The organism is Bacillus sp. PK6-025, from assembly GCF_056530265.1.
This window is the reverse complement of the sequence record NZ_CP096509.1, coordinates 3,289,230-3,309,517: the sequence shown is the minus strand read 5'-3', so window position 1 is coordinate 3,309,517 and position 20,288 is coordinate 3,289,230. Positions and strand designations below refer to the sequence as shown.

The window sequence follows — 20,288 nt, the reverse complement described above, 5'->3', positions numbered from 1 at the left end:
AGGCGAGTCCGCTGTTTTTTATGCTATCTCATGTCTGATCTGTTTTCCAAGAGTTTTGGCGCGGTTAGCAGCAGTAAACAAAGGACAATTGTGCAGACAATGAAAGACGGAAGCATATATGTTCCATTATATACCAAGGAATAAATCCATACCGGAGTGCCTTCAGGCGCATAGTTTCCAAAAAAGACAGCGCCGCTGATGACATGAGCGAGAAATTTCAGTCCGCTTCCGAGAAAGACGGCCAGCGTAACATAGAAAATGATCTTTCCTTTTTGTTTCTCGACTGAAGCATTTCTGATCGATCCGGCAAAAAAGCCGCCGATTCCCGCGGCTGTAGGCGCGATAAAATAATCAAGAAGAAGCTGCAGAGGATGATAAACGTAAAATCCTCCAGTGACAAACTGAAGCAATCCGGCTAAAAACCCGGTTGCCAGCCCTGCCTTCAGCCCCCATCTAAAGGAAATCAGGAAGATCGGAATCATCATGACGGCGATTGAACCGCCTTGAGGCATTTTTAAAAACATTCCGGACACCATATCAAGTATAAGTGCTATTCCTGTCATAAACGCAATTTCAATCAGCTGTACAAGTTGTTTAGATTGATTCATCATAACCCTCACTTTTGATGAACAAAGGGATACTGGACTTCTTTCCCAATAAAAAAAGCAATGCGGGGAAGGAGTAGGAAAGTTTTCCACGCACTGCTTTGGATGCAATTAGAAATGACTTTGCCACATCCCTACGCCAGCGTTAACTAACAGGTTCAAAGGGTCAGAACGGTCGTTCACTCTCAGCCTCGAGGCTCCCCTTGTGGTCATCAAGTTATTTAGTTATATTCTACTATACTAAAAAAAGAAACGGACGACAAGCTGATTTTTCGAAAAATTTTGCTTAATTTCTCCAATATGTAGCAATGCAAACATCTTTTCCTTTATAATAGAACGTATTCGTACGTACAAGATCAGTAAAGGGTTGATCTGATGAGTGAACCTACAAAATACAGCATGGTGAAAAATAAAATTAAATCGTGGATATATGAAGGCAAAGTGAAGCCGGGGGAAAAAATTCATTCGGAAAACGAATTGATGAAAATATTTGATGTAAGCAGGCACACGATCCGGCAAGCGATTGGCGACCTTGTTCATGAAGGGCTTTTATACAGAGAGCAGGGCTCAGGGACGTATTGCTCTCACCGTCTTCAGCTTTCTGAAAAAGGAAGGGAAAGAAATAAGATGATCGGGGTTATTACGACTTACCTTTCGGATTACATTTTTCCTTCTATTATAAGAGGAATCGAATCGTCACTGTCCAGCGAAGGATACACCCTTGTCGTCGCGAGCACCAATAATGACATTGAAAAAGAAAAACAATGCCTTGTGAATATGCTCGATAAAAAAATTGCTGGGTTGATCGTGGAGCCGACGAAAACAGGAAGCTTTAACCCGAATTTAAGTTACTATCTGACGCTTGAACAACATCATATTCCGTATTTGATGATTAACCAATTTTATCAGGAGCTAAATCCGCCCCATTTCATTTTGGATGATGAACACGGCGGCTTTATCGCCACTGAGCATTTGATTAAACTCGGCCATGAAAAAGTGTTCGGTTTCTTTAAACAGGACGATATGCAGGGCGCCAACCGGATGAAAGGATTTATCCGTGCTTTCAGAGAAAACGGCTTGTCGTTTTACCCTGAAATGGTCGTGACGTACACAACAGAGAACAAAAAACAAAAAACGATAGCTGAAGCCAGGAAGCGGCTTTCTTCATCAGACCGTCCGACTGCCATATTCTGCTATAATGACGAGATAGCGCTTTTGGTGTTGGATGTCGTGAGGGAATTCGGTTTGAAAGTGCCGGAAGACATTTCGATTGTCGGATATGACAACTCACATTTGAGCGAGGCATCTGAAGTGAAGCTGACGTCAGTCACTCATCCGAAAATGCAGATGGGGATTGAGGCGGCAAAATGGATGATTGCCAAAGTTGAGGGACGCAACACGAATCAGCTTGAACATTCCACCGTCTACAAACCTGAACTGGTTGTCAGACATTCGACCGCCAAGCTGAAAAGGTAGGCTGCACAATCTTTATCCGCCAACCAGCGTGAATGAAAATGAGAAGAATATATATTCTGTTACAAAGCTCCGGAATGAGGAGCTTTTTATTCAAGTAAAAGCTGATAACGGAGAGTTTAATGTCATCCTCGAAGCTTTGGACCATGTGCAGCTTTAGTAAATCAATTTTTAAAGACCGCTGTATACTTTTATATAGAAGAAAGCAGTAAGAAGAAATAAATGCTGTCAACTGCCTGAGGTCGAGATGATCAGGAATCATCTGAGTCCAAATCATTTGATTATTATTTTTTTAAAAAAGCTATTGTGAAAAACGAAAATAGATGTTATATTAGTATCCGCCCCTAAAAAGGAGGCTTTATAAAAACAACTTCGAAAATCTTTTGAAAAAAGTTGTTGACATTCACGATGATAGAATGTTATATTAGTAAAGTCGCTTCTTCGAGAGGCGGAAATGATCTTTGAAAACTAAACAAGACAAAACGTACCTGTTAATTCATTAAATAAATCGCACACATGTTGTGCGTAGTCATTATCAAACTTCATGGAGAGTTTGATCCTGGCTCAGGACGAACGCTGGCGGCGTGCCTAATACATGCAAGTCGAGCGGACAGATGGGAGCTTGCTCCCTGATGTTAGCGGCGGACGGGTGAGTAACACGTGGGTAACCTGCCTGTAAGACTGGGATAACTCCGGGAAACCGGGGCTAATACCAGATGCTTGATTGAACCGCATGGTTCAATTATAAAAGGTGGCTTTTAGCTACCACTTACAGATGGACCCGCGGCGCATTAGCTAGTTGGTGAGGTAACGGCTCACCAAGGCGACGATGCGTAGCCGACCTGAGAGGGTGATCGGCCACACTGGGACTGAGACACGGCCCAGACTCCTACGGGAGGCAGCAGTAGGGAATCTTCCGCAATGGACGAAAGTCTGACGGAGCAACGCCGCGTGAGTGATGAAGGTTTTCGGATCGTAAAACTCTGTTGTTAGGGAAGAACAAGTACCGTTCGAATAGGGCGGTACCTTGACGGTACCTAACCAGAAAGCCACGGCTAACTACGTGCCAGCAGCCGCGGTAATACGTAGGTGGCAAGCGTTGTCCGGAATTATTGGGCGTAAAGCGCGCGCAGGCGGTTTCTTAAGTCTGATGTGAAAGCCCCCGGCTCAACCGGGGAGGGTCATTGGAAACTGGGGAACTTGAGTGCAGAAGAGGAGAGTGGAATTCCACGTGTAGCGGTGAAATGCGTAGAGATGTGGAGGAACACCAGTGGCGAAGGCGACTCTCTGGTCTGTAACTGACGCTGAGGCGCGAAAGCGTGGGGAGCGAACAGGATTAGATACCCTGGTAGTCCACGCCGTAAACGATGAGTGCTAAGTGTTAGAGGGTTTCCGCCCTTTAGTGCTGCAGCAAACGCATTAAGCACTCCGCCTGGGGAGTACGGTCGCAAGACTGAAACTCAAAGGAATTGACGGGGGCCCGCACAAGCGGTGGAGCATGTGGTTTAATTCGAAGCAACGCGAAGAACCTTACCAGGTCTTGACATCCTCTGACAACCCTAGAGATAGGGCTTCCCCTTCGGGGGCAGAGTGACAGGTGGTGCATGGTTGTCGTCAGCTCGTGTCGTGAGATGTTGGGTTAAGTCCCGCAACGAGCGCAACCCTTGATCTTAGTTGCCAGCATTCAGTTGGGCACTCTAAGGTGACTGCCGGTGACAAACCGGAGGAAGGTGGGGATGACGTCAAATCATCATGCCCCTTATGACCTGGGCTACACACGTGCTACAATGGGCAGAACAAAGGGCAGCGAAGCCGCGAGGCTAAGCCAATCCCACAAATCTGTTCTCAGTTCGGATCGCAGTCTGCAACTCGACTGCGTGAAGCTGGAATCGCTAGTAATCGCGGATCAGCATGCCGCGGTGAATACGTTCCCGGGCCTTGTACACACCGCCCGTCACACCACGAGAGTTTGTAACACCCGAAGTCGGTGAGGTAACCTTTTGGAGCCAGCCGCCGAAGGTGGGACAGATGATTGGGGTGAAGTCGTAACAAGGTAGCCGTATCGGAAGGTGCGGCTGGATCACCTCCTTTCTAAGGATATTATACGGAATATAAGACCTTGCGGTCTTATAGACAGGTGCGTTTAGATCTTGTTTAGTTTTGAAGGATCATTCCTTCAGACATAGGAGACACCTGCTAAATGCGCCACATCCTGTGGCAACGCATGTGTTAGCACCTCCTGTGCGTTGTTCTTTGAAAACTAGATAACAGTAGACATCACATTCAATTCGTAATGCAAGATATCACGTAGTGATTCTTTTTAACGGTTAAGTTAGAAAGGGCGCACGGTGGATGCCTTGGCACTAGGAGCCGATGAAGGACGGGACGAACACCGATATGCTTCGGGGAGCTGTAAGCAAGCTTTGATCCGGAGATTTCCGAATGGGGAAACCCACTGCTCGTAATGGAGCAGTATCCATATCTGAATTCATAGGATATGAGAAGGCAGACCCGGGGAACTGAAACATCTAAGTACCCGGAGGAAGAGAAAGCAAATGCGATTCCCTGAGTAGCGGCGAGCGAAACGGGAACAGCCCAAACCAAGAGGCTTGCCTCTTGGGGTTGTAGGACACTCTGTACGGAGTTACAAAAGAACGAGGTAGATGAAGAGGCCTGGAAAGGCCCGCCATAGGAGGTAACAGCCCTGTAGTCAAAACTTCGTTCTCTCCTGAGTGGATCCTGAGTACGGCGGAACACGTGAAATTCCGTCGGAATCCGGGAGGACCATCTCCCAAGGCTAAATACTCCCTAGTGACCGATAGTGAACCAGTACCGTGAGGGAAAGGTGAAAAGCACCCCGGAAGGGGAGTGAAAGAGATCCTGAAACCGTGTGCCTACAAGTAGTCAGAGCCCGTTAACGGGTGATGGCGTGCCTTTTGTAGAATGAACCGGCGAGTTACGATCCCGTGCAAGGTTAAGTTTGAAAAGACGGAGCCGCAGCGAAAGCGAGTCTGAATAGGGCGCATGAGTACGTGGTCGTAGACCCGAAACCAGGTGATCTACCCATGTCCAGGGTGAAGTTCAGGTAACACTGAATGGAGGCCCGAACCCACGCACGTTGAAAAGTGCGGGGATGAGGTGTGGGTAGGGGTGAAATGCCAATCGAACCTGGAGATAGCTGGTTCTCTCCGAAATAGCTTTAGGGCTAGCCTCAAGGTAAGAGTCTTGGAGGTAGAGCACTGATTGGACTAGGGGCCCCTACCGGGTTACCGAATTCAGTCAAACTCCGAATGCCAAAGACTTATCCTTGGGAGTCAGACTGCGAGTGATAAGATCCGTAGTCGAAAGGGAAACAGCCCAGACCGCCAGCTAAGGTCCCAAAGTATACGTTAAGTGGAAAAGGATGTGGAGTTGCTTAGACAACCAGGATGTTGGCTTAGAAGCAGCCACCATTTAAAGAGTGCGTAATAGCTCACTGGTCGAGTGACTCTGCGCCGAAAATGTACCGGGGCTAAACGTATCACCGAAGCTGCGGACTGTTCTTACGAACAGTGGTAGGAGAGCGTTCTAAGGGCTGTGAAGCGAGACCGGAAGGACTCGTGGAGCGCTTAGAAGTGAGAATGCCGGTATGAGTAGCGAAAGAGGGGTGAGAATCCCCTCCACCGAATGCCTAAGGTTTCCTGAGGAAGGCTCGTCCGCTCAGGGTTAGTCGGGACCTAAGCCGAGGCCGAAAGGCGTAGGCGATGGACAACAGGTTGATATTCCTGTACCACCTCCTCACCATTTGAGCAATGGGGGGACGCAGGAGGATAGGGTAAGCGCGGTATTGGATATCCGCGTCCAAGCAGTTAGGCTGGGAAATAGGCAAATCCGTTTCCCATAAGGCTGAGCTGTGATGGCGAGCGAAATATAGTAGCGAAGTTCCTGATTCCACACTGCCAAGAAAAGCCTCTAGCGAGGTGAGAGGTGCCCGTACCGCAAACCGACACAGGTAGGCGAGGAGAGAATCCTAAGGTGATCGAGAGAACTCTCGTTAAGGAACTCGGCAAAATGACCCCGTAACTTCGGGAGAAGGGGTGCTCTGTTAGGGTGCAAGCCCGAGAGAGCCGCAGTGAATAGGCCCAGGCGACTGTTTAGCAAAAACACAGGTCTCTGCGAAGCCGTAAGGCGAAGTATAGGGGCTGACGCCTGCCCGGTGCTGGAAGGTTAAGAGGAGCGCTTAGCGTAAGCGAAGGTGCGAATTGAAGCCCCAGTAAACGGCGGCCGTAACTATAACGGTCCTAAGGTAGCGAAATTCCTTGTCGGGTAAGTTCCGACCCGCACGAAAGGCGCAACGATCTGGGCACTGTCTCAACGAGAGACTCGGTGAAATTATAGTACCTGTGAAGATGCAGGTTACCCGCGACAGGACGGAAAGACCCCGTGGAGCTTTACTGCAGCCTGATATTGAATGTTGGTACAGCTTGTACAGGATAGGTAGGAGCCTTGGAAACCGGAGCGCCAGCTTCGGTGGAGGCATCGGTGGGATACTACCCTGGCTGTATTGACCTTCTAACCCGCCGCCCTTATCGGGCGGGGAGACAGTGTCAGGTGGGCAGTTTGACTGGGGCGGTCGCCTCCTAAAAGGTAACGGAGGCGCCCAAAGGTTCCCTCAGAATGGTTGGAAATCATTCGCAGAGTGTAAAGGCACAAGGGAGCTTGACTGCGAGACCTACAAGTCGAGCAGGGACGAAAGTCGGGCTTAGTGATCCGGTGGTTCCGCATGGAAGGGCCATCGCTCAACGGATAAAAGCTACCCCGGGGATAACAGGCTTATCTCCCCCAAGAGTCCACATCGACGGGGAGGTTTGGCACCTCGATGTCGGCTCATCGCATCCTGGGGCTGTAGTCGGTCCCAAGGGTTGGGCTGTTCGCCCATTAAAGCGGTACGCGAGCTGGGTTCAGAACGTCGTGAGACAGTTCGGTCCCTATCCGTCGCGGGCGCAGGAAATTTGAGAGGAGCTGTCCTTAGTACGAGAGGACCGGGATGGACGCACCGCTGGTGTACCAGTTGTTCTGCCAAGGGCATCGCTGGGTAGCTATGTGCGGACGGGATAAGTGCTGAAAGCATCTAAGCATGAAGCCCCCCTCAAGATGAGATTTCCCATTCCGCAAGGAAGTAAGATCCCTGAAAGATGATCAGGTTGATAGGTCTGAGGTGGAAGTGTGGCGACACATGGAGCTGACAGATACTAATCGATCGAGGACTTAACCTAAATATTTGTGAATGTCTGACCGTTATCTAGTTTTGAGAGAATGCTCTCAGAAAGCCAAAGGCAAGGAAACTCGGCTAAAGGCCCTCACATCCTGTGAGGAACGCCCAGTACCTTCGTCCTGAAGGCAAATAGTTTGGTGGCGATAGCGAAGAGGTCACACCCGTTCCCATGCCGAACACGGAAGTTAAGCTCTTCAGCGCCGATGGTAGTTGGGGGCTTCCCCCTGTGAGAGTAGGACGCCGCCAAGCACTTAAAAAGACCAGCTGATATCAGCTGGTCTTTTTTATTGATATAGCGCTTTTAACCCTTCAGTGATGCGCGAAACTGCGAAACAATAGGCAAACTTGCTTTCACCTCTTCAGGCTCGCGATCTGGCGGTTCAGTGCGAATTCCATAGGGAAATAGCGAAATATGGAGTCAATCAACACATGGGCATGTATAAGATCAGTGATGTAAGGCAGTGAAACTCATGCAAATAGAGGAGCAAAAGATGGATGTTCCGGAAAAGGGATTTTGAGGTATTGAGGCAGTTTTAAAATTGACAAATGAAGGCATATATTTTGAGCCGTACAACACTCATTTTCAAAACACGCCGCTTGGTATTAAGAGTTGGGATAGAGAGAGTCGAGAAGCCAAATACATTGCTTATCGCTCGAAAAGGACTTAAAATTGTTTTGAAAAAATCAATTCGAATACAAATTTGCTATGGGGAAAAGACAGGAATTCACGGAGCGTCTGAAGAACCTATTATAAGCAGTACATAGGGATAAATGTTGCTCTGAAGCTTTTGATGCAATATACGGATTAAGCGGAACGATGTGTGCACATTCGTCTTGTTATGATAGAATAAACTGAAAATAAAATTTTTTTAATATAGCCTTTACAAATGGGTGTATTCCCGTATATAATAGTCCTTGTCAGATCGAGAGTTACTCCAACAACTGACGAGGAGGATTAGCTCAGCTGGGAGAGCATCTGCCTTACAAGCAGAGGGTCGGCGGTTCGATCCCGTCATCCTCCACCATTCATTTTGGAATGGGCCGGTGTAGCTCAATTGGTAGAGCAACTGAATCGTAATCAGTAGGTTGGGGGTTCAAGTCCTCTTGCCGGCACCACGATTTTATGATACAATATAAAAGTTGCTGAAAAAAGACAGATAGCTTTCGAAAAAGTCTTCAGTTTTCATTGCAGTATTGGAGCCATTAGCTCAGTTGGTAGAGCATCTGACTTTTAATCAGAGGGTCGAAGGTTCGAGTCCTTCATGGCTCACCATTTTCATGCGGATGTGGCGGAATTGGCAGACGCGCTAGAATCAGGCTCTAGTGTCTTTTAAAGACGTGGGGGTTCAAGTCCCTTCATCCGCATTGCCAATCTATTTTGCGGAAGTAGTTCAGTGGTAGAACACCACCTTGCCAAGGTGGGGGTCGCGGGTTCGAATCCCGTCTTCCGCTTGATCATCTATGCGCCCGTAGCTCAATTGGATAGAGCGTTTGACTACGGATCAAAAGGTTAGGGGTTCGACTCCTCTCGGGCGCGCCATTATATAACGGGAAGTAGCTCAGCTTGGTAGAGCACATGGTTTGGGACCATGGGGTCGCAGGTTCGAATCCTGTCTTCCCGACCATTATTTGGGGCCTTAGCTCAGCTGGGAGAGCGCCTGCTTTGCACGCAGGAGGTCAGCGGTTCGATCCCGCTAGGCTCCACTTTGTTATCTTTAATATTCACCATGGCGGTGTAGCTCAGCTGGCTAGAGCGTACGGTTCATACCCGTGAGGTCGGGGGTTCGATTCCCTCCGCCGCTATTAAAGGACCTTTAGCTCAGTTGGTTAGAGCAGACGGCTCATAACCGTCCGGTCGTAGGTTCGAGTCCTACAAGGTCCACCATTGTTATGGAGGAATACCCAAGTCTGGCTGAAGGGATCGGTCTTGAAAACCGACAGGGGTGTCAAAGCCCGCGGGGGTTCGAATCCCTCTTCCTCCGCCATATATCTATTATTGTTTTGATCATCGCGGGGTGGAGCAGTTCGGTAGCTCGTCGGGCTCATAACCCGAAGGTCGCAGGTTCAAATCCTGCCCCCGCAACCAAATTTAAATTCATTGCCAAAATGGTCCGGTAGTTCAGTTGGTTAGAATGCCTGCCTGTCACGCAGGAGGTCGCGGGTTCGAGTCCCGTCCGGACCGCCATTTAATAAAGGCTCGGTAGCTCAGTTGGTAGAGCAACGGACTGAAAATCCGTGTGTCGGCGGTTCGATTCCGTCCCGAGCCACCATTTTACAATTTTATATATTGCGGCGGTTGTGGCGAAGTGGTTAACGCACCAGATTGTGGCTCTGGCATTCGTGGGTTCGATTCCCATCAACCGCCCCATGCGAAATGCGGGTGTAGTTTAGTGGTAAAACCTCAGCCTTCCAAGCTGATGTCGTGGGTTCGATTCCCATCACCCGCTCCATTTGCATATCATGGGCCTGTAGCTCAGCTGGTTAGAGCGCACGCCTGATAAGCGTGAGGTCGATGGTTCGAGTCCATTCAGGCCCACCATGATATTCCGCAGTAGCTCAGTGGTAGAGCTATCGGCTGTTAACCGATCGGTCGCAGGTTCGAATCCTGCCTGCGGAGCCATGGAGAAGTACTCAAGTGGCTGAAGAGGCGCCCCTGCTAAGGGTGTAGGTCGCGTAAGCGGCGCGAGGGTTCAAATCCCTCCTTCTCCGCCATTTTTTTAATAAGGCCCGTTGGTCAAGTGGTTAAGACACCGCCCTTTCACGGCGGTAACACGGGTTCGAATCCCGTACGGGTCATCATGTTAAACTCTGCATCATTATGATGCGGAGTTTTTTTATGCCTGTATGACTTCAGTCAATGTTCAAAAAGGATATTGTTGAACTTTGTCAATAAAAAGAAGCGCTTTCATGAAAGGGATCAAGCCATATTATGCGAATAAAAGAGTAATCTTTAAATATAGTGGCAGAAAGGATGAAATCAATGGCTGGTGTGAGTGCCTCGGATATTAAAGCGCATCTCTTTCATGACGGTCGGCTTTATGAATGCTACAGATTTTTCGGCGCTCATCAAATGGAACAGGACGGCCGCCAAGGTTTTCGCTTCTGTGTTTGGGCCCCTCATGCGAAGGAAGTTCGAATCGCCGGAACGTTTAACGGCTGGTCCGGTGCCCGGCATCAAATGGAGCGTCATCAGGAAGGCATATGGGAACTGTTTATCCCCGGCATAGGAGAAGGGGAGCTGTATAAATATGAAATGATCACAGCCGCAAATGAAACAAAATTGAAGGCCGATCCCTATGCTTTTTTTTCTGAAGTCAGGCCGAAAACGGCATCGATCACTTATCAATTGGCCGGATACCCATGGGGCGACCGAAAGTGGCAAAAGAAAAAGAAACAAAAAAACGTATATGAAAAACCGATTTCCATCTACGAGCTTCATGTCGGTTCGTGGAAAAAGAAAGCGGATGGGCGTTTTTTCACATACCGGGAACTGAGCGAAACAGTCATTCCTTACGTTAAAGAACACGGATTCACACATATCGAGCTGATGCCGTTGACAGAGCACCCGTTTGACCGTTCATGGGGCTATCAGACAACGGGGTACTACAGTCCGACGAGCAGATATGGCGAACCGCATGACTTGATGTATTTTATCGATCAGTGCCATCAGCATGAGATCGGCGTTATTATGGATTGGGTTCCCGGCCATTTCTGCAAAGATGACCACGGCTTGTATTTGTTTGACGGTATGCCGCTGTATGAATATTCACATGAGCATGACAGGGAAAATTGGGAATGGGGGACCGCCAATTTTGACCTCGGAAAACGAGAAGTTCGCAGTTTTTTAATCTCGAATGCGTTGTATTGGATCGAGATGTATCATATAGATGGATTTCGAGTCGATGCAGTTGCAAACCTCCTGTATTGGCCAAACCGTCCTCAGCCTGAAGCGAACGGCTTTGCCGTCGAATTTATTCAAACTTTAAATGAACAGGTTTTTGCAAAAGATCCCCACTTTTTAATGATTGCTGAGGACTCCACAGACTGGCCGCTTGTGACGCATCCGACCTATGCAGGCGGTCTCGGGTTTAATTATAAGTGGAATATGGGTTGGATGAACGATGTATTAACCTATATGGAAGCTTCCCCAGAACAAAGAAAACACCTGCATCATCTTGTTTCATTCTCCTTAATGTATGCCTACTCAGAAAATTACATCCTGCCGTTCTCCCATGATGAAGTGGTATACGGCAAAAAGTCTCTGCTTCATAAGATGCCCGGCGATTACTGGCAGAAATTCGCCCAGTACCGCCTGCTGATCAGTTATTTTACGCTGCACCCGGGAAAAAAACTTCTCTTTATGGGCGGTGAGTTTGCTCAATTTGATGAATGGAAAGACGAAGAAGAGCTCGATTGGTTCTTGGACGATTTTGACATGCACTGCAAGGCCCGGATGTTTACAAAGGAGGCTCTTCACCTCTACAAAAAAAGCCGTATTCTGTATGAAAATGATCATCGGCAGCAAGGATTCGAGTGGATTGACGTCAACAATGCGGAACAGTCGATTGTATCGTTTATCCGCTATGGAAAACAGCCCGGTGAAGCGTTGATTATCGTCTGCAATTTTACGCCTTCCGTTTATCACGAATATCAGGTCGGCGTCCCTTTTCAAACCGAATATATCGAAGTGCTTAACAGCGATGATGTAAAATACGGAGGTTCACACCAAATCAACCCGAAACGCCTTCAAGCAAAAGCAGGCGTTCTGCACGGCAAACCATACAGCATCAGCATGACAGTCCCTCCGCTGGGAGCTGCGGTTTTCAGAGCAGTCAAAAAGAGAGGAGCGAAAAAGGGATGAAAGAACAATGTGTGGCTATGCTTTTGGCTGGCGGCAAGGGAAGCAGGCTGAATGCCTTAACGAAAAACCTCGCAAAACCGGCCGTTCCATTTGGCGGCAAGTACAGAATCATCGATTTTGCCCTCAGCAACTGCGCCAACTCGGGAATTCATCATGTCGGTGTGCTGACTCAATACCAACCGCTTTTATTAAACTCATATATCGGCATCGGCGAGCCATGGGATCTTGACCGCAATGACGGCGGGGTCTCCATTTTGTCCCCTTATGCAGAAGCGTCAGAAGTGAAGTGGTACAAAGGAACGGCAAGCGCGATTTATGAAAACCGCCATTTTTTAAAAGAGCTTCAGCCTGAACATGTACTCATCCTATCAGGAGATCATATCTACAAAATGGATTACGGAAAAATGCTCGAATACCACGTGGAGAAACAGGCTGACGCCACCATTGCCGTCATCGAAGTGAGCTGGGCAGAAGCCGGCCGTTTCGGTATTCTTCATACGAATGACAAGATGGAGATTACAAGCTTCGAGGAAAAGCCGAAGTACCCGAAGAGCAACTTGGCATCGATGGGTGTCTACGTTTTCAAATGGAGCGTGCTTGAAGAGGCGCTTGAACGCGATGAAAAAAAATCCGGCTCAAGCCACGATTTCGGTAAAGATATCATACCGGCTCTTCTCGAGGAAAAAAAGAAGCTGAACGCTTATCCGTTTAAAGGGTACTGGAAGGATGTCGGTACGGTCAGAAGTTTATGGGAAGCTAATATGGATCTGCTTGGAGATCATCCTCCACTTGACCTGTTCGAACGGAACTGGCGGATTTATTCCGTCGCTCCGAACCTACCGCCGCAGTTTGTTGCCGAGCAGGCGGACATCAAAGAATCGCTCATTAGCGAAGGGTGCGCCGTATATGGGGCTGTCACCCGTTCGGTTATCTTTCAACGCGTTGCAATCGGCAGACATTCCGCGATCAAACGTTCAGTCGTGATGCATGACGTTTCAATTGGAGAGCATGTTGAGATCGAAAATGCTATTGTATCGGCAGGAATACGAATTCCGGACGGATTTCACGCGAAGGCGGAAGATGGCGAAATCCTGCTGATCACAGAGGAATATGTCAAAAAACATAAGGTTGTTTAAACAACACGGAGAGGCGGATGGTGCCAATGAATAAACAAATGCTGGGGATTATTGATGCAGCTGTCAACCAGCACTCTCTTCAGGATTTAACGGCCGGACGTTCGATCGGAGCCGTTCCGTTTGCAGGAAGGTACCGGCTGATCGATTTTGCGTTGTCAGGCATGGTTCATGCAGGCATTCGGAGTGTCGCTGTATTTTCCAAGTCTCCGTACCGTTCCTTGATGGATCATTTAGGATCGGGAAAAGAGTGGGATTTAAACAGGAAAAGGGACGGTCTTTTCTTTCTTCCGTCTTCGATTCCCCATGATGAGCATGTCGGGCTTGGTTCGTTTCGGCAATTTGCCGAGCATCTCGATTATTTTCAAAGAAGTACTCAGCCATATGCTGCTGTGGCAAACAGCTATACGGTCTGTCACATTCCTTTTCAAGAAGTGCTCAACCAGCACCTTGAATCTGGGTGTGATCTGACTGAAGTTTGTCAAGAAGGAAAACCTTTAGGTTTGTATGTCACGAAAAAAAGTCTGTTGAGGGAGATGGTTGAAGGGCATTGCGCCGGAGGAGCGCAATCTTTTGAGGAAGTCTGCCGGAAAGAGCGTGGTTCGCTATCCGTCAACAGCTATGAGCATTCGGGGTATACCGCCGTGATCGACTCTCCTGAAAGCTACCTTTTTCATAGTTTGAACCTCATCCAGCCTGTGTTTCGGGAGCAAGTCTTTCATATGAGCCAGCCTGTCTACACAAAAATAAAAAACGATCCGCCAGTAAAATACGCTAAAAACAGCAGGGTAAAGCAATCGATTATCGCTAACGGCTGCGTCATCGAAGGCGAGGTTGAAAATTCGGTCTTGTTCAGAGGAGTTTACGTAGGAAAAGGAACGACCATTAAAAACAGCGTGATTATGCAAAAAACAAGGATTGGAGAAAACTGCCGACTGGAGCACGTCATCTGCGACAAGGATGTCAAAGTCGGCCATCATATCGAAATGTCCGGCACTATGAGCCTCCCTTTCATCATAAAAAAAGGAGCCGTACAAGGAGCGCTGATGAACTCTTGAAAGTCTTATTCGCTGTCTCTGAATGTGTGCCGTTTGTTAAATCAGGCGGGCTCGCCGATGTCGCAGGTGCGCTCCCGAAAGAACTCGCCCTTTTAGGAATAGAAACGGCTGTCATGATGCCGAAATACAGCTTGATTGCGGAAGATTTCAGAAGAAGGATGGTTAAAACGGCTGAATGCGAAGTTCGCGTCGGGTGGCGCAGGCAGTTTTGCGGCATTGAACACCTTGAACATGACGGAATTTCTTATTATTTTCTAGATCATGAGTATTATTTTAACCGGGATTCCCTCTACGGCCATTATGATGATGGAGAACGGTTTGCTTTTTTCTCGCGGGCCGTTTTGGAAGCATTATACGCGCTGAATTTTGATGCTGATGTCATCCATACCCATGATTGGCACGCAGGGATGATCAATTATTTATTAAAAGAGGAATATCAAAAAAAACCGTTCTATCAGCGCATGAAAAGCGTATTCACCATTCATAACCTTCAATTTCAGGGGATTTTTCCGAAGGAAGCGGTCCATGACTTGCTCGGCCTTGACATTTCCCACTTCACAACGGAAAAGCTCGAGTTTTATGGACACATCAATTATATGAAAGGCGGCATTATTGCCGCTGACCGGGTGACAACGGTCAGTCCGACGTACAGCAATGAAATTTTGACTCCATACTACGGCGAGCGGCTTGAAGGGGTGCTGGCAGACAAGAAGGATGTGCTGACCGGCATTTTAAACGGGATTGATGATGAGCTGTACGACCCTTTAAATGATCCTCACATCGATTATCATTACGATGCCGTCAACCGTGACGGAAAACGGAAAAATAAAGCTGTGATCCAGAAGACATTCGGTCTGCCGGTGAATGAAGACATTCCGCTCATCAGCATGGTGACAAGGCTGACGAAGCAAAAAGGCATCGATTTGATCAAGCGGGTATTGCACGAACTGTTTCAAGAAGAAGACATGCAGCTGCTCGTTTTAGGAACCGGAGAAGCGGAATATGAAAATTATTTTCGCTATATGGAGCAGGCTTTTCCGGAGCGGTGCAAGGCGTATATCGGTTTTCATGAACCGCTCAGCCACAAGATTTATGCCGGCAGCGATCTTTTCCTGATGCCTTCAAAATTCGAGCCGTGCGGTCTTGGGCAGCTGATTGCCCTTAGATACGGAGCGGTTCCGGTTGTCAGGGAAACAGGCGGGCTTCACGATACAGTGACCGCTTACCAGGAAACAAACGGTGAAGGCAACGGTTTTACGTTCGCCCATTTTAACGCCCATGATATGAAGTATACGATTAAAAGAGCACTGTCTATATATCACCGGAAAGAAGAATGGGGCAGCATCGTTCAAAAAGCCATGACACATGATGTCAGCTGGGCTTTGTCAGCCCGTCAGTATCAGCAGTTATACAGCCGGGAGATAAAGGGGGAAGCGCCATGTTCTCGTGTAAAGAAAGCTTTAAACAATGCTTTTTGAAGCGTCTTGAACGGTTGTGCGGAAAAAGCTTTCGGGACTCTTCTACGCTTGACCAGTATCAGACGCTCGGCATCATGGTCAGGGAACATATCAGCGCAAACTGGATCAGGACCAATGAAAGGAGCCGCTCCAACCAAAATAAACAGACCTATTATTTATCGATTGAATTTCTTCTGGGCAGACTGCTCGGCCAAAACCTGCTCAACCTCGGCGTCCGTGAAGTTGTCCAAGAAGGTCTTTCCGAGCTTGGCATTTGTCTTGAAGACATCGAAGAGACTGAAATGGATGCAGGCCTTGGCAATGGCGGATTGGGCAGGCTCGCGGCGTGCTTTTTGGATTCACTGGCTTCGCTCGACCTTCCCGGGCATGGGATGGGGATTCGCTACAAGCATGGCTTTTTCGAACAAAAAATCGTTGACGGTCATCAAGTTGAACTGCCTGAACAATGGCTCAAACATGGGTACGTCTGGGAAATCCGCAACGCCGATCAGGCTGTTTGTGTTCGTTTCGGCGGGCGGGTCAAGATGGCGCAGGAAGGAGGGCGCCTCCGCTTTTGGCAGGAAGAAGCGGAAGTGATGACAGCCGTGCCTTACGACATTCCGATCATCGGCTATGAGATCGAGACGGTCAATACCCTCCGGCTGTGGAATGCGGAGCCTTGCTCGCTCCATCAGGAACCGAATATTTTGAAGTATAAGCGCGAGACAGAAGCTGTATCTGAATGCCTGTATCCGGATGACACGCATGACGAAGGCAAGATTCTCCGTTTGAAACAGCAATATTTTTTAGTATCGGCAAGCCTGCAAAGCATTGTGAAATGCTATAAGAAAAATCACCCGTCACTCCATGATTTTCATCAAAAAGTTGCGATCCATATCAATGACACCCACCCCGCTCTGGCTGTGCCGGAATTGATGAGAATTTTGCTTGATGAAGAAAAAATGACGTGGGATGAAGCGTGGCATGTTACCGTACATACGATTTCATATACGAATCATACGACGCTTGCCGAAGCGCTGGAAAAATGGAGGATCGATTTAATTCAACCGCTTCTGCCGAGAATTTTTATGATCATTGAGGAGATCAATGAGCGGTTTTGCGGCTGGCTGTGGGAAAAATACCCGGGTGAATGGGGAAGGATCGAAAAGCTAGCCGTCATCGCCCACGGCGAAGTGAAAATGGCCCATCTGGCGATCGTCGGAAGCTACAGTGTTAACGGCGTAGCCAACATTCATTCAACCATATTAAAAGAGCGGGAAATGAACGACTTTTATTCTGTATTCCCTTTTAAATTCAATAATAAAACGAATGGCATCTCACATAGAAGGTGGCTGTTAAAGGCAAATCCGCCGCTGGCGAACTTGATAACTGAAGCGATAGGAGACAGGTGGCTGAAAGAACCGGAAAGCCTCTTGGATCTTCGTCCGTTTGTGCACGATTCCGCGTTTCTTGAAGCATTTCAGCGCATCAAAAGGGAACGAAAGCAGCTTTTGGCAGACATGATGAAAGGCAGCATCGGATTCGCCATTAATCCTGACAGCATCTTCGATGTTCAAGTCAAGCGTCTCCACGCTTATAAGCGCCAGCTTTTAAATGTGCTCCATATCATGTACTTGTACAACAGGCTGAAGGAAGACAAAGGCTTTGCCATTTATCCGCAAACATTTATTTTCGGGGCAAAAGCATCGCCGACTTATCATTATGCCAAAAAGGTCATTAAGCTGATCCATTCAGTCGCAGATAAAATTAATCATGATCCGGATGTCAGACAATCGATCAATGTCATCTTTCTGGAAAATTACCGGGTATCAATCGCCGAGCGTATCTTTCCGGCGTCAGATGTCAGCGAGCAAATATCTGCGGCAAGCAAAGAAGCCTCCGGTACAGGAAACATGAAGTTCATGATCAATGGGGCTTTGACGATCGGCACGCATGACGGCGCCAATATTGAAATGCTTGAGAGGGTGGGGCCAGAGTGTATTTACACGTTCGGTTTAAAGGCGGATGAAGTGCTGAACTACACTGAAAAAGGCGGCTATCTGTCAAGGGAATACTATCAGCATGATGCAAGGATCAGACAAACGGCCGATCAGCTGATCAATGGTTTTTTCGAAGGGGAAGCCGGCGAATTTGAGCCGATTTATGACTCGCTGATCGCTTATAATGATGAATACTTTGTTTTAAAAGATTTTGCTTCTTATATTGAAGCGCAGGAACGGATTCAAAAAGACTACTTGAATAAGCGTCTTTGGGCCGAAAAAGCCGTCACAAACATCGCGCATGCCGGATATTTTTCAAGTGACCGCACGATCAGGGAGTATGCGGAAGACATTTGGGAAATTGAGCCGTATCACCGCCGAATTTAAAAACGCTAAGCCCCTGACCCGCGGGGCTTAGTCTTCTTCAGTATAAGGATCCTTTTCATAAGCCGGGAGATCACCGAAAGAGGTCATGATGCCTTCTTCATCAAGAAGGTCTTCATATTTTTCGTGTTCTTTCGTCGGGTAGACGGTTACTTCTTTTCCGGTAATGTCTGTTGCGGCATAGTTTTCGTAATCTTCGACGTATCCGAGCGGCTCTTCATATTCCATGTACATCTGGCTGTATGAAAGCGGCGGAACGGCCAGATCCTGAGGTGTTTCAGAATTGCCGTAGCGTTCGACGTCCTGGTAAGCGTCTTCTGAATCGTATGCGACGTTTTCGTCGTCTTCGTCTTTTTCAAAATGTCCGAACGGGGGATTCAGCACTTCTTCTTCAATCGGACGGTCTTTTGAAACGGAGACGGTTGACGAATGTTCGCTGCATGTCGTTGCGGTTGGCAGTACGGACAGCCTTTCATACGGGATATCCTTTCCGCATACCTCACAGCGGCCGTATGTTCCTTTTTCGATCAAAGCCAGAGCATGTTCGATATCGTGCAAATGCTCTCTTTCATGTTCAAAAAGAGCAAGATCTTTTTCGCGTTCGTACAGTTCTGTACCTTCATCTCCTGGATGGTTGTCATAAGCCGAAAGATCGCCCGTCGAGTTGAACGGATGCGTCACATCGATGCCAAAATGTCCGTTTTCTTTAAAGCGGCTGACGATCTGTTCTTTCCCGGCTTTCAGTTCATTTTCGAGTTTTGTCAACTGTTCTTTTGTTAGCACATGCATCGCCTCGTTTCTTTAAAGTGCTCGCGTTTTTAGTATGAACGAATTCAAACAGAACTTTCTTGTAAATAAAAGCAAAAAAAAGAGCCATAAAGGCTCCTTTTTTAAAAAATATACTGAATGAGCAGGGCAATGGCGAGCAAAAGGCCGAAAAAGGTGTTCGTCTGCGCCGTTGATTTCATGGCGACCATCAGATCCGCCGGTTTTTCTTTTTCCTTGAACTCCTGGATGGCTTTAATCGGCTTCGGCAGGCTTAATAGAACAATGCAGCTCCACAGAGAAACGATCTCAAAGCCGATGTATATACCGATCAATATATAGGAAACAGCAAAAACCCAGCTCAAAATCTGCACGGCATTTTTTCTTCCAGCCAAAATCGGCAGCGTCTTCCTTCCGTTTTCTTTATCTCCGACCATATCGCGGATATTATTGGAAAGATTGATGCCTCCGACTAAAATCGTAATCGGAAGGGAGATCAGAAAGACGTTCCAAGTCAACCCGCCAGTCTGAATATAATATGAAATCAGAATGATGACCATTCCCATAAAAACGCCCGACATAATTTCACCGAACGGCGTATAGGAGATTGGAAACGGTCCGCCCGTATAAAGATAGCCGACGGCCATGCATACCAATCCGATCAACGCAAGCCACCAGCTTGAAGAAGCGCAGATGTACAGGCCGAGTAAAACGGCTGCTCCAAACAGTCCGTATGCCAGGTATAATACCGTCTTTGGCTTCATTCCATAGCGGACGATAGCACCGCCGATGCCGACCGAGTTTTCATTATCAAGTCCTCGTACAAAATCAAAATACTCATTGAATAAGTTCGTTCCGATTTGAATTAATATTGATGCGGCCAGCATAGCTAAAAACAGCCAGATATCAATTTTTCCCGATTCAAGGGACATTACGGTCCCGAGCGTTACAGGGACAAAGGCTGCTGTCAGTGTATGGGGTCTTGTTAACATCCACCATACGCGCCATTTTTCCGGCTTTATTTCAGAAACACTCCCTGAAAGTGATTGATGCTGCATATAGTATGACTCCTTTAGTTTTAATACGTACACGTCCATACTAAGTTTAGAAAAAGTTAAAAAAGGTGTCAATATAATGGGTGATATTGTTAGAAAAAAAGCGGCCGTCCAGCAATTCAAAAATATTAAATGACCTTGTCTTTTTCAATCGGCCGATTACGTTTATAATAGGTAAGGGCAGTTGTTAATAAAGTGTCGTTTTGTTGACACATACCGTTCACAGGTGTATGGTTATAAAAG

General features: G+C 47.6%; 9 protein-coding genes, 20 tRNA genes, 3 rRNA genes and 1 riboswitch. Of the genes, 29 read left to right on the top strand and 3 right to left on the bottom strand.

What is annotated here, in order from left to right; genetic code table 11:
- Positions 1 to 23 precede the first annotated feature (23 nt).
- A complete protein-coding gene (gene thiT / locus M1D67_RS16965; RefSeq protein WP_020452705.1) occupies positions 24 to 608 on the bottom strand; it encodes an energy-coupled thiamine transporter ThiT in 585 nt (194 codons plus the stop codon).
- A 111-nt stretch (positions 609 to 719) separates the two neighbouring features.
- Positions 720 to 819: riboswitch (TPP riboswitch) on the bottom strand.
- Positions 820 to 980: 161 nt separating this feature from the next.
- Here thiT and M1D67_RS16960 point away from each other — a divergent pair.
- From M1D67_RS16960 to M1D67_RS16820, 29 genes are all read left to right on the top strand, one after another.
- Positions 981 to 2,081 carry a GntR family transcriptional regulator gene (locus M1D67_RS16960; RefSeq protein ID WP_023856004.1) on the top strand — a complete coding sequence of 367 codons (1,101 nt, stop codon included), beginning with the start codon at positions 981 to 983 and terminating at the stop codon, positions 2,079 to 2,081.
- A 538-nt stretch (positions 2,082 to 2,619) separates the two neighbouring features.
- Positions 2,620 to 4,169: ribosomal RNA gene (locus M1D67_RS16955) — 16S ribosomal RNA — on the top strand.
- Positions 4,170 to 4,403: 234 nt separating this feature from the next.
- Positions 4,404 to 7,333 (top strand): 23S ribosomal RNA (locus M1D67_RS16950).
- A 132-nt stretch (positions 7,334 to 7,465) separates the two neighbouring features.
- Positions 7,466 to 7,581, top strand: a 5S ribosomal RNA gene (gene rrf / locus M1D67_RS16945).
- The 16S, 23S and 5S rRNA genes sit together here, the layout of an rRNA operon.
- A gap of 700 nt (positions 7,582 to 8,281) precedes the next feature.
- Positions 8,282 to 8,357: transfer RNA gene (locus M1D67_RS16940), tRNA-Val, on the top strand.
- 15 nt (positions 8,358 to 8,372) lie between these two features.
- Positions 8,373 to 8,448, top strand: a tRNA-Thr gene (locus tag M1D67_RS16935).
- 81 nt (positions 8,449 to 8,529) lie between these two features.
- Positions 8,530 to 8,605, top strand: a tRNA-Lys gene (locus M1D67_RS16930).
- 7 nt (positions 8,606 to 8,612) lie between these two features.
- Positions 8,613 to 8,697, top strand: a tRNA-Leu gene (locus tag M1D67_RS16925).
- 15 nt (positions 8,698 to 8,712) lie between these two features.
- Positions 8,713 to 8,784 (top strand) — tRNA-Gly (locus tag M1D67_RS16920).
- A gap of 11 nt (positions 8,785 to 8,795) precedes the next feature.
- Positions 8,796 to 8,872, top strand: a tRNA-Arg gene (locus M1D67_RS16915).
- An 8-nt stretch (positions 8,873 to 8,880) separates the two neighbouring features.
- Positions 8,881 to 8,957 (top strand) — tRNA-Pro (locus M1D67_RS16910).
- Between the two features lie 6 nt (positions 8,958 to 8,963).
- A tRNA-Ala gene (locus M1D67_RS16905) sits at positions 8,964 to 9,036 on the top strand.
- A 25-nt stretch (positions 9,037 to 9,061) separates the two neighbouring features.
- Positions 9,062 to 9,135, top strand: a tRNA-Met gene (locus M1D67_RS16900).
- A 5-nt stretch (positions 9,136 to 9,140) separates the two neighbouring features.
- A tRNA-Ile gene (locus tag M1D67_RS16895) sits at positions 9,141 to 9,217 on the top strand.
- A 7-nt stretch (positions 9,218 to 9,224) separates the two neighbouring features.
- Positions 9,225 to 9,317: transfer RNA gene (locus M1D67_RS16890), tRNA-Ser, on the top strand.
- Positions 9,318 to 9,341: 24 nt separating this feature from the next.
- Positions 9,342 to 9,418, top strand: a tRNA-Met gene (locus M1D67_RS16885).
- Positions 9,419 to 9,440: 22 nt separating this feature from the next.
- Positions 9,441 to 9,517, top strand: a tRNA-Asp gene (locus M1D67_RS16880).
- A gap of 9 nt (positions 9,518 to 9,526) precedes the next feature.
- A tRNA-Phe gene (locus M1D67_RS16875) sits at positions 9,527 to 9,602 on the top strand.
- 22 nt (positions 9,603 to 9,624) lie between these two features.
- A tRNA-His gene (locus M1D67_RS16870) sits at positions 9,625 to 9,700 on the top strand.
- A gap of 8 nt (positions 9,701 to 9,708) precedes the next feature.
- Positions 9,709 to 9,782 (top strand) — tRNA-Gly (locus M1D67_RS16865).
- 12 nt (positions 9,783 to 9,794) lie between these two features.
- Positions 9,795 to 9,871, top strand: a tRNA-Ile gene (locus M1D67_RS16860).
- A 6-nt stretch (positions 9,872 to 9,877) separates the two neighbouring features.
- A tRNA-Asn gene (locus M1D67_RS16855) sits at positions 9,878 to 9,952 on the top strand.
- 1 nt (position 9,953) lies between these two features.
- Positions 9,954 to 10,044, top strand: a tRNA-Ser gene (locus M1D67_RS16850).
- Between the two features lie 12 nt (positions 10,045 to 10,056).
- Positions 10,057 to 10,128 (top strand) — tRNA-Glu (locus M1D67_RS16845).
- Positions 10,129 to 10,312: 184 nt separating this feature from the next.
- Positions 10,313 to 12,193 (top strand): 1,4-alpha-glucan branching enzyme, encoded by a 1,881-nt coding sequence (glgB, locus tag M1D67_RS16840; protein WP_145930100.1) that lies wholly within the window; start codon positions 10,313 to 10,315, stop codon positions 12,191 to 12,193.
- On the top strand, positions 12,190 to 13,329 hold the full coding sequence (locus tag M1D67_RS16835) for a glucose-1-phosphate adenylyltransferase (protein ID WP_216919712.1): 1,140 nt from the start codon (positions 12,190 to 12,192) through the stop codon (positions 13,327 to 13,329). The genes glgB and M1D67_RS16835 overlap by 4 nt, the downstream gene beginning before the upstream one ends.
- Before the next feature lie 26 nt (positions 13,330 to 13,355).
- A complete protein-coding gene (locus tag M1D67_RS16830; RefSeq protein ID WP_479831402.1) occupies positions 13,356 to 14,384 on the top strand; it encodes a GlgC family sugar phosphate nucleotidyltransferase in 1,029 nt (342 codons plus the stop codon).
- Positions 14,381 to 15,862 (top strand): glycogen synthase GlgA, encoded by a 1,482-nt coding sequence (gene glgA, locus M1D67_RS16825; RefSeq protein WP_479831401.1) that lies wholly within the window; start codon positions 14,381 to 14,383, stop codon positions 15,860 to 15,862. The genes M1D67_RS16830 and glgA overlap by 4 nt, the downstream gene beginning before the upstream one ends.
- Complete coding sequence (locus tag M1D67_RS16820) at positions 15,823 to 18,228, top strand: glycogen/starch/alpha-glucan phosphorylase (protein WP_479831400.1); 2,406 nt, start codon at positions 15,823 to 15,825, stop codon at positions 18,226 to 18,228. Before glgA ends, M1D67_RS16820 begins: the two co-directional genes overlap by 40 nt.
- Positions 18,229 to 18,255: 27 nt before the next feature.
- On the opposite strand, the gene M1D67_RS16815 is transcribed toward M1D67_RS16820, so the two are convergent.
- Together M1D67_RS16815 and M1D67_RS16810 are read right to left on the bottom strand one after the other, a co-directional pair.
- A complete protein-coding gene (locus M1D67_RS16815; protein WP_023855810.1) occupies positions 18,256 to 19,008 on the bottom strand; it encodes a TraR/DksA C4-type zinc finger protein in 753 nt (250 codons plus the stop codon).
- Positions 19,009 to 19,115: 107 nt separating this feature from the next.
- Positions 19,116 to 20,048, bottom strand: coding sequence for a 1,4-dihydroxy-2-naphthoate polyprenyltransferase (locus M1D67_RS16810; RefSeq protein ID WP_020452697.1), 933 nt, complete (start codon positions 20,046 to 20,048; stop codon positions 19,116 to 19,118).
- Positions 20,049 to 20,288: the final 240 nt, after the last annotated feature.

Coding starts and splice junctions, on each gene's coding strand:
- thiT (WP_020452705.1), bottom strand. CDS start 608: ATGAATCAATCTAAACAACTTGTACAGCTGATTGAAATTGCGTTTATG.
- M1D67_RS16960 (WP_023856004.1), top strand. CDS start 981: ATGAGTGAACCTACAAAATACAGCATGGTGAAAAATAAAATTAAATCG.
- glgB (WP_145930100.1), top strand. CDS start 10,313: ATGGCTGGTGTGAGTGCCTCGGATATTAAAGCGCATCTCTTTCATGAC.
- M1D67_RS16835 (WP_216919712.1), top strand. CDS start 12,190: ATGAAAGAACAATGTGTGGCTATGCTTTTGGCTGGCGGCAAGGGAAGC.
- M1D67_RS16830 (WP_479831402.1), top strand. CDS start 13,356: ATGAATAAACAAATGCTGGGGATTATTGATGCAGCTGTCAACCAGCAC.
- M1D67_RS16820 (WP_479831400.1), top strand. CDS start 15,823: ATGTTCTCGTGTAAAGAAAGCTTTAAACAATGCTTTTTGAAGCGTCTT.
- M1D67_RS16810 (WP_020452697.1), bottom strand. CDS start 20,048: ATGCAGCATCAATCACTTTCAGGGAGTGTTTCTGAAATAAAGCCGGAA.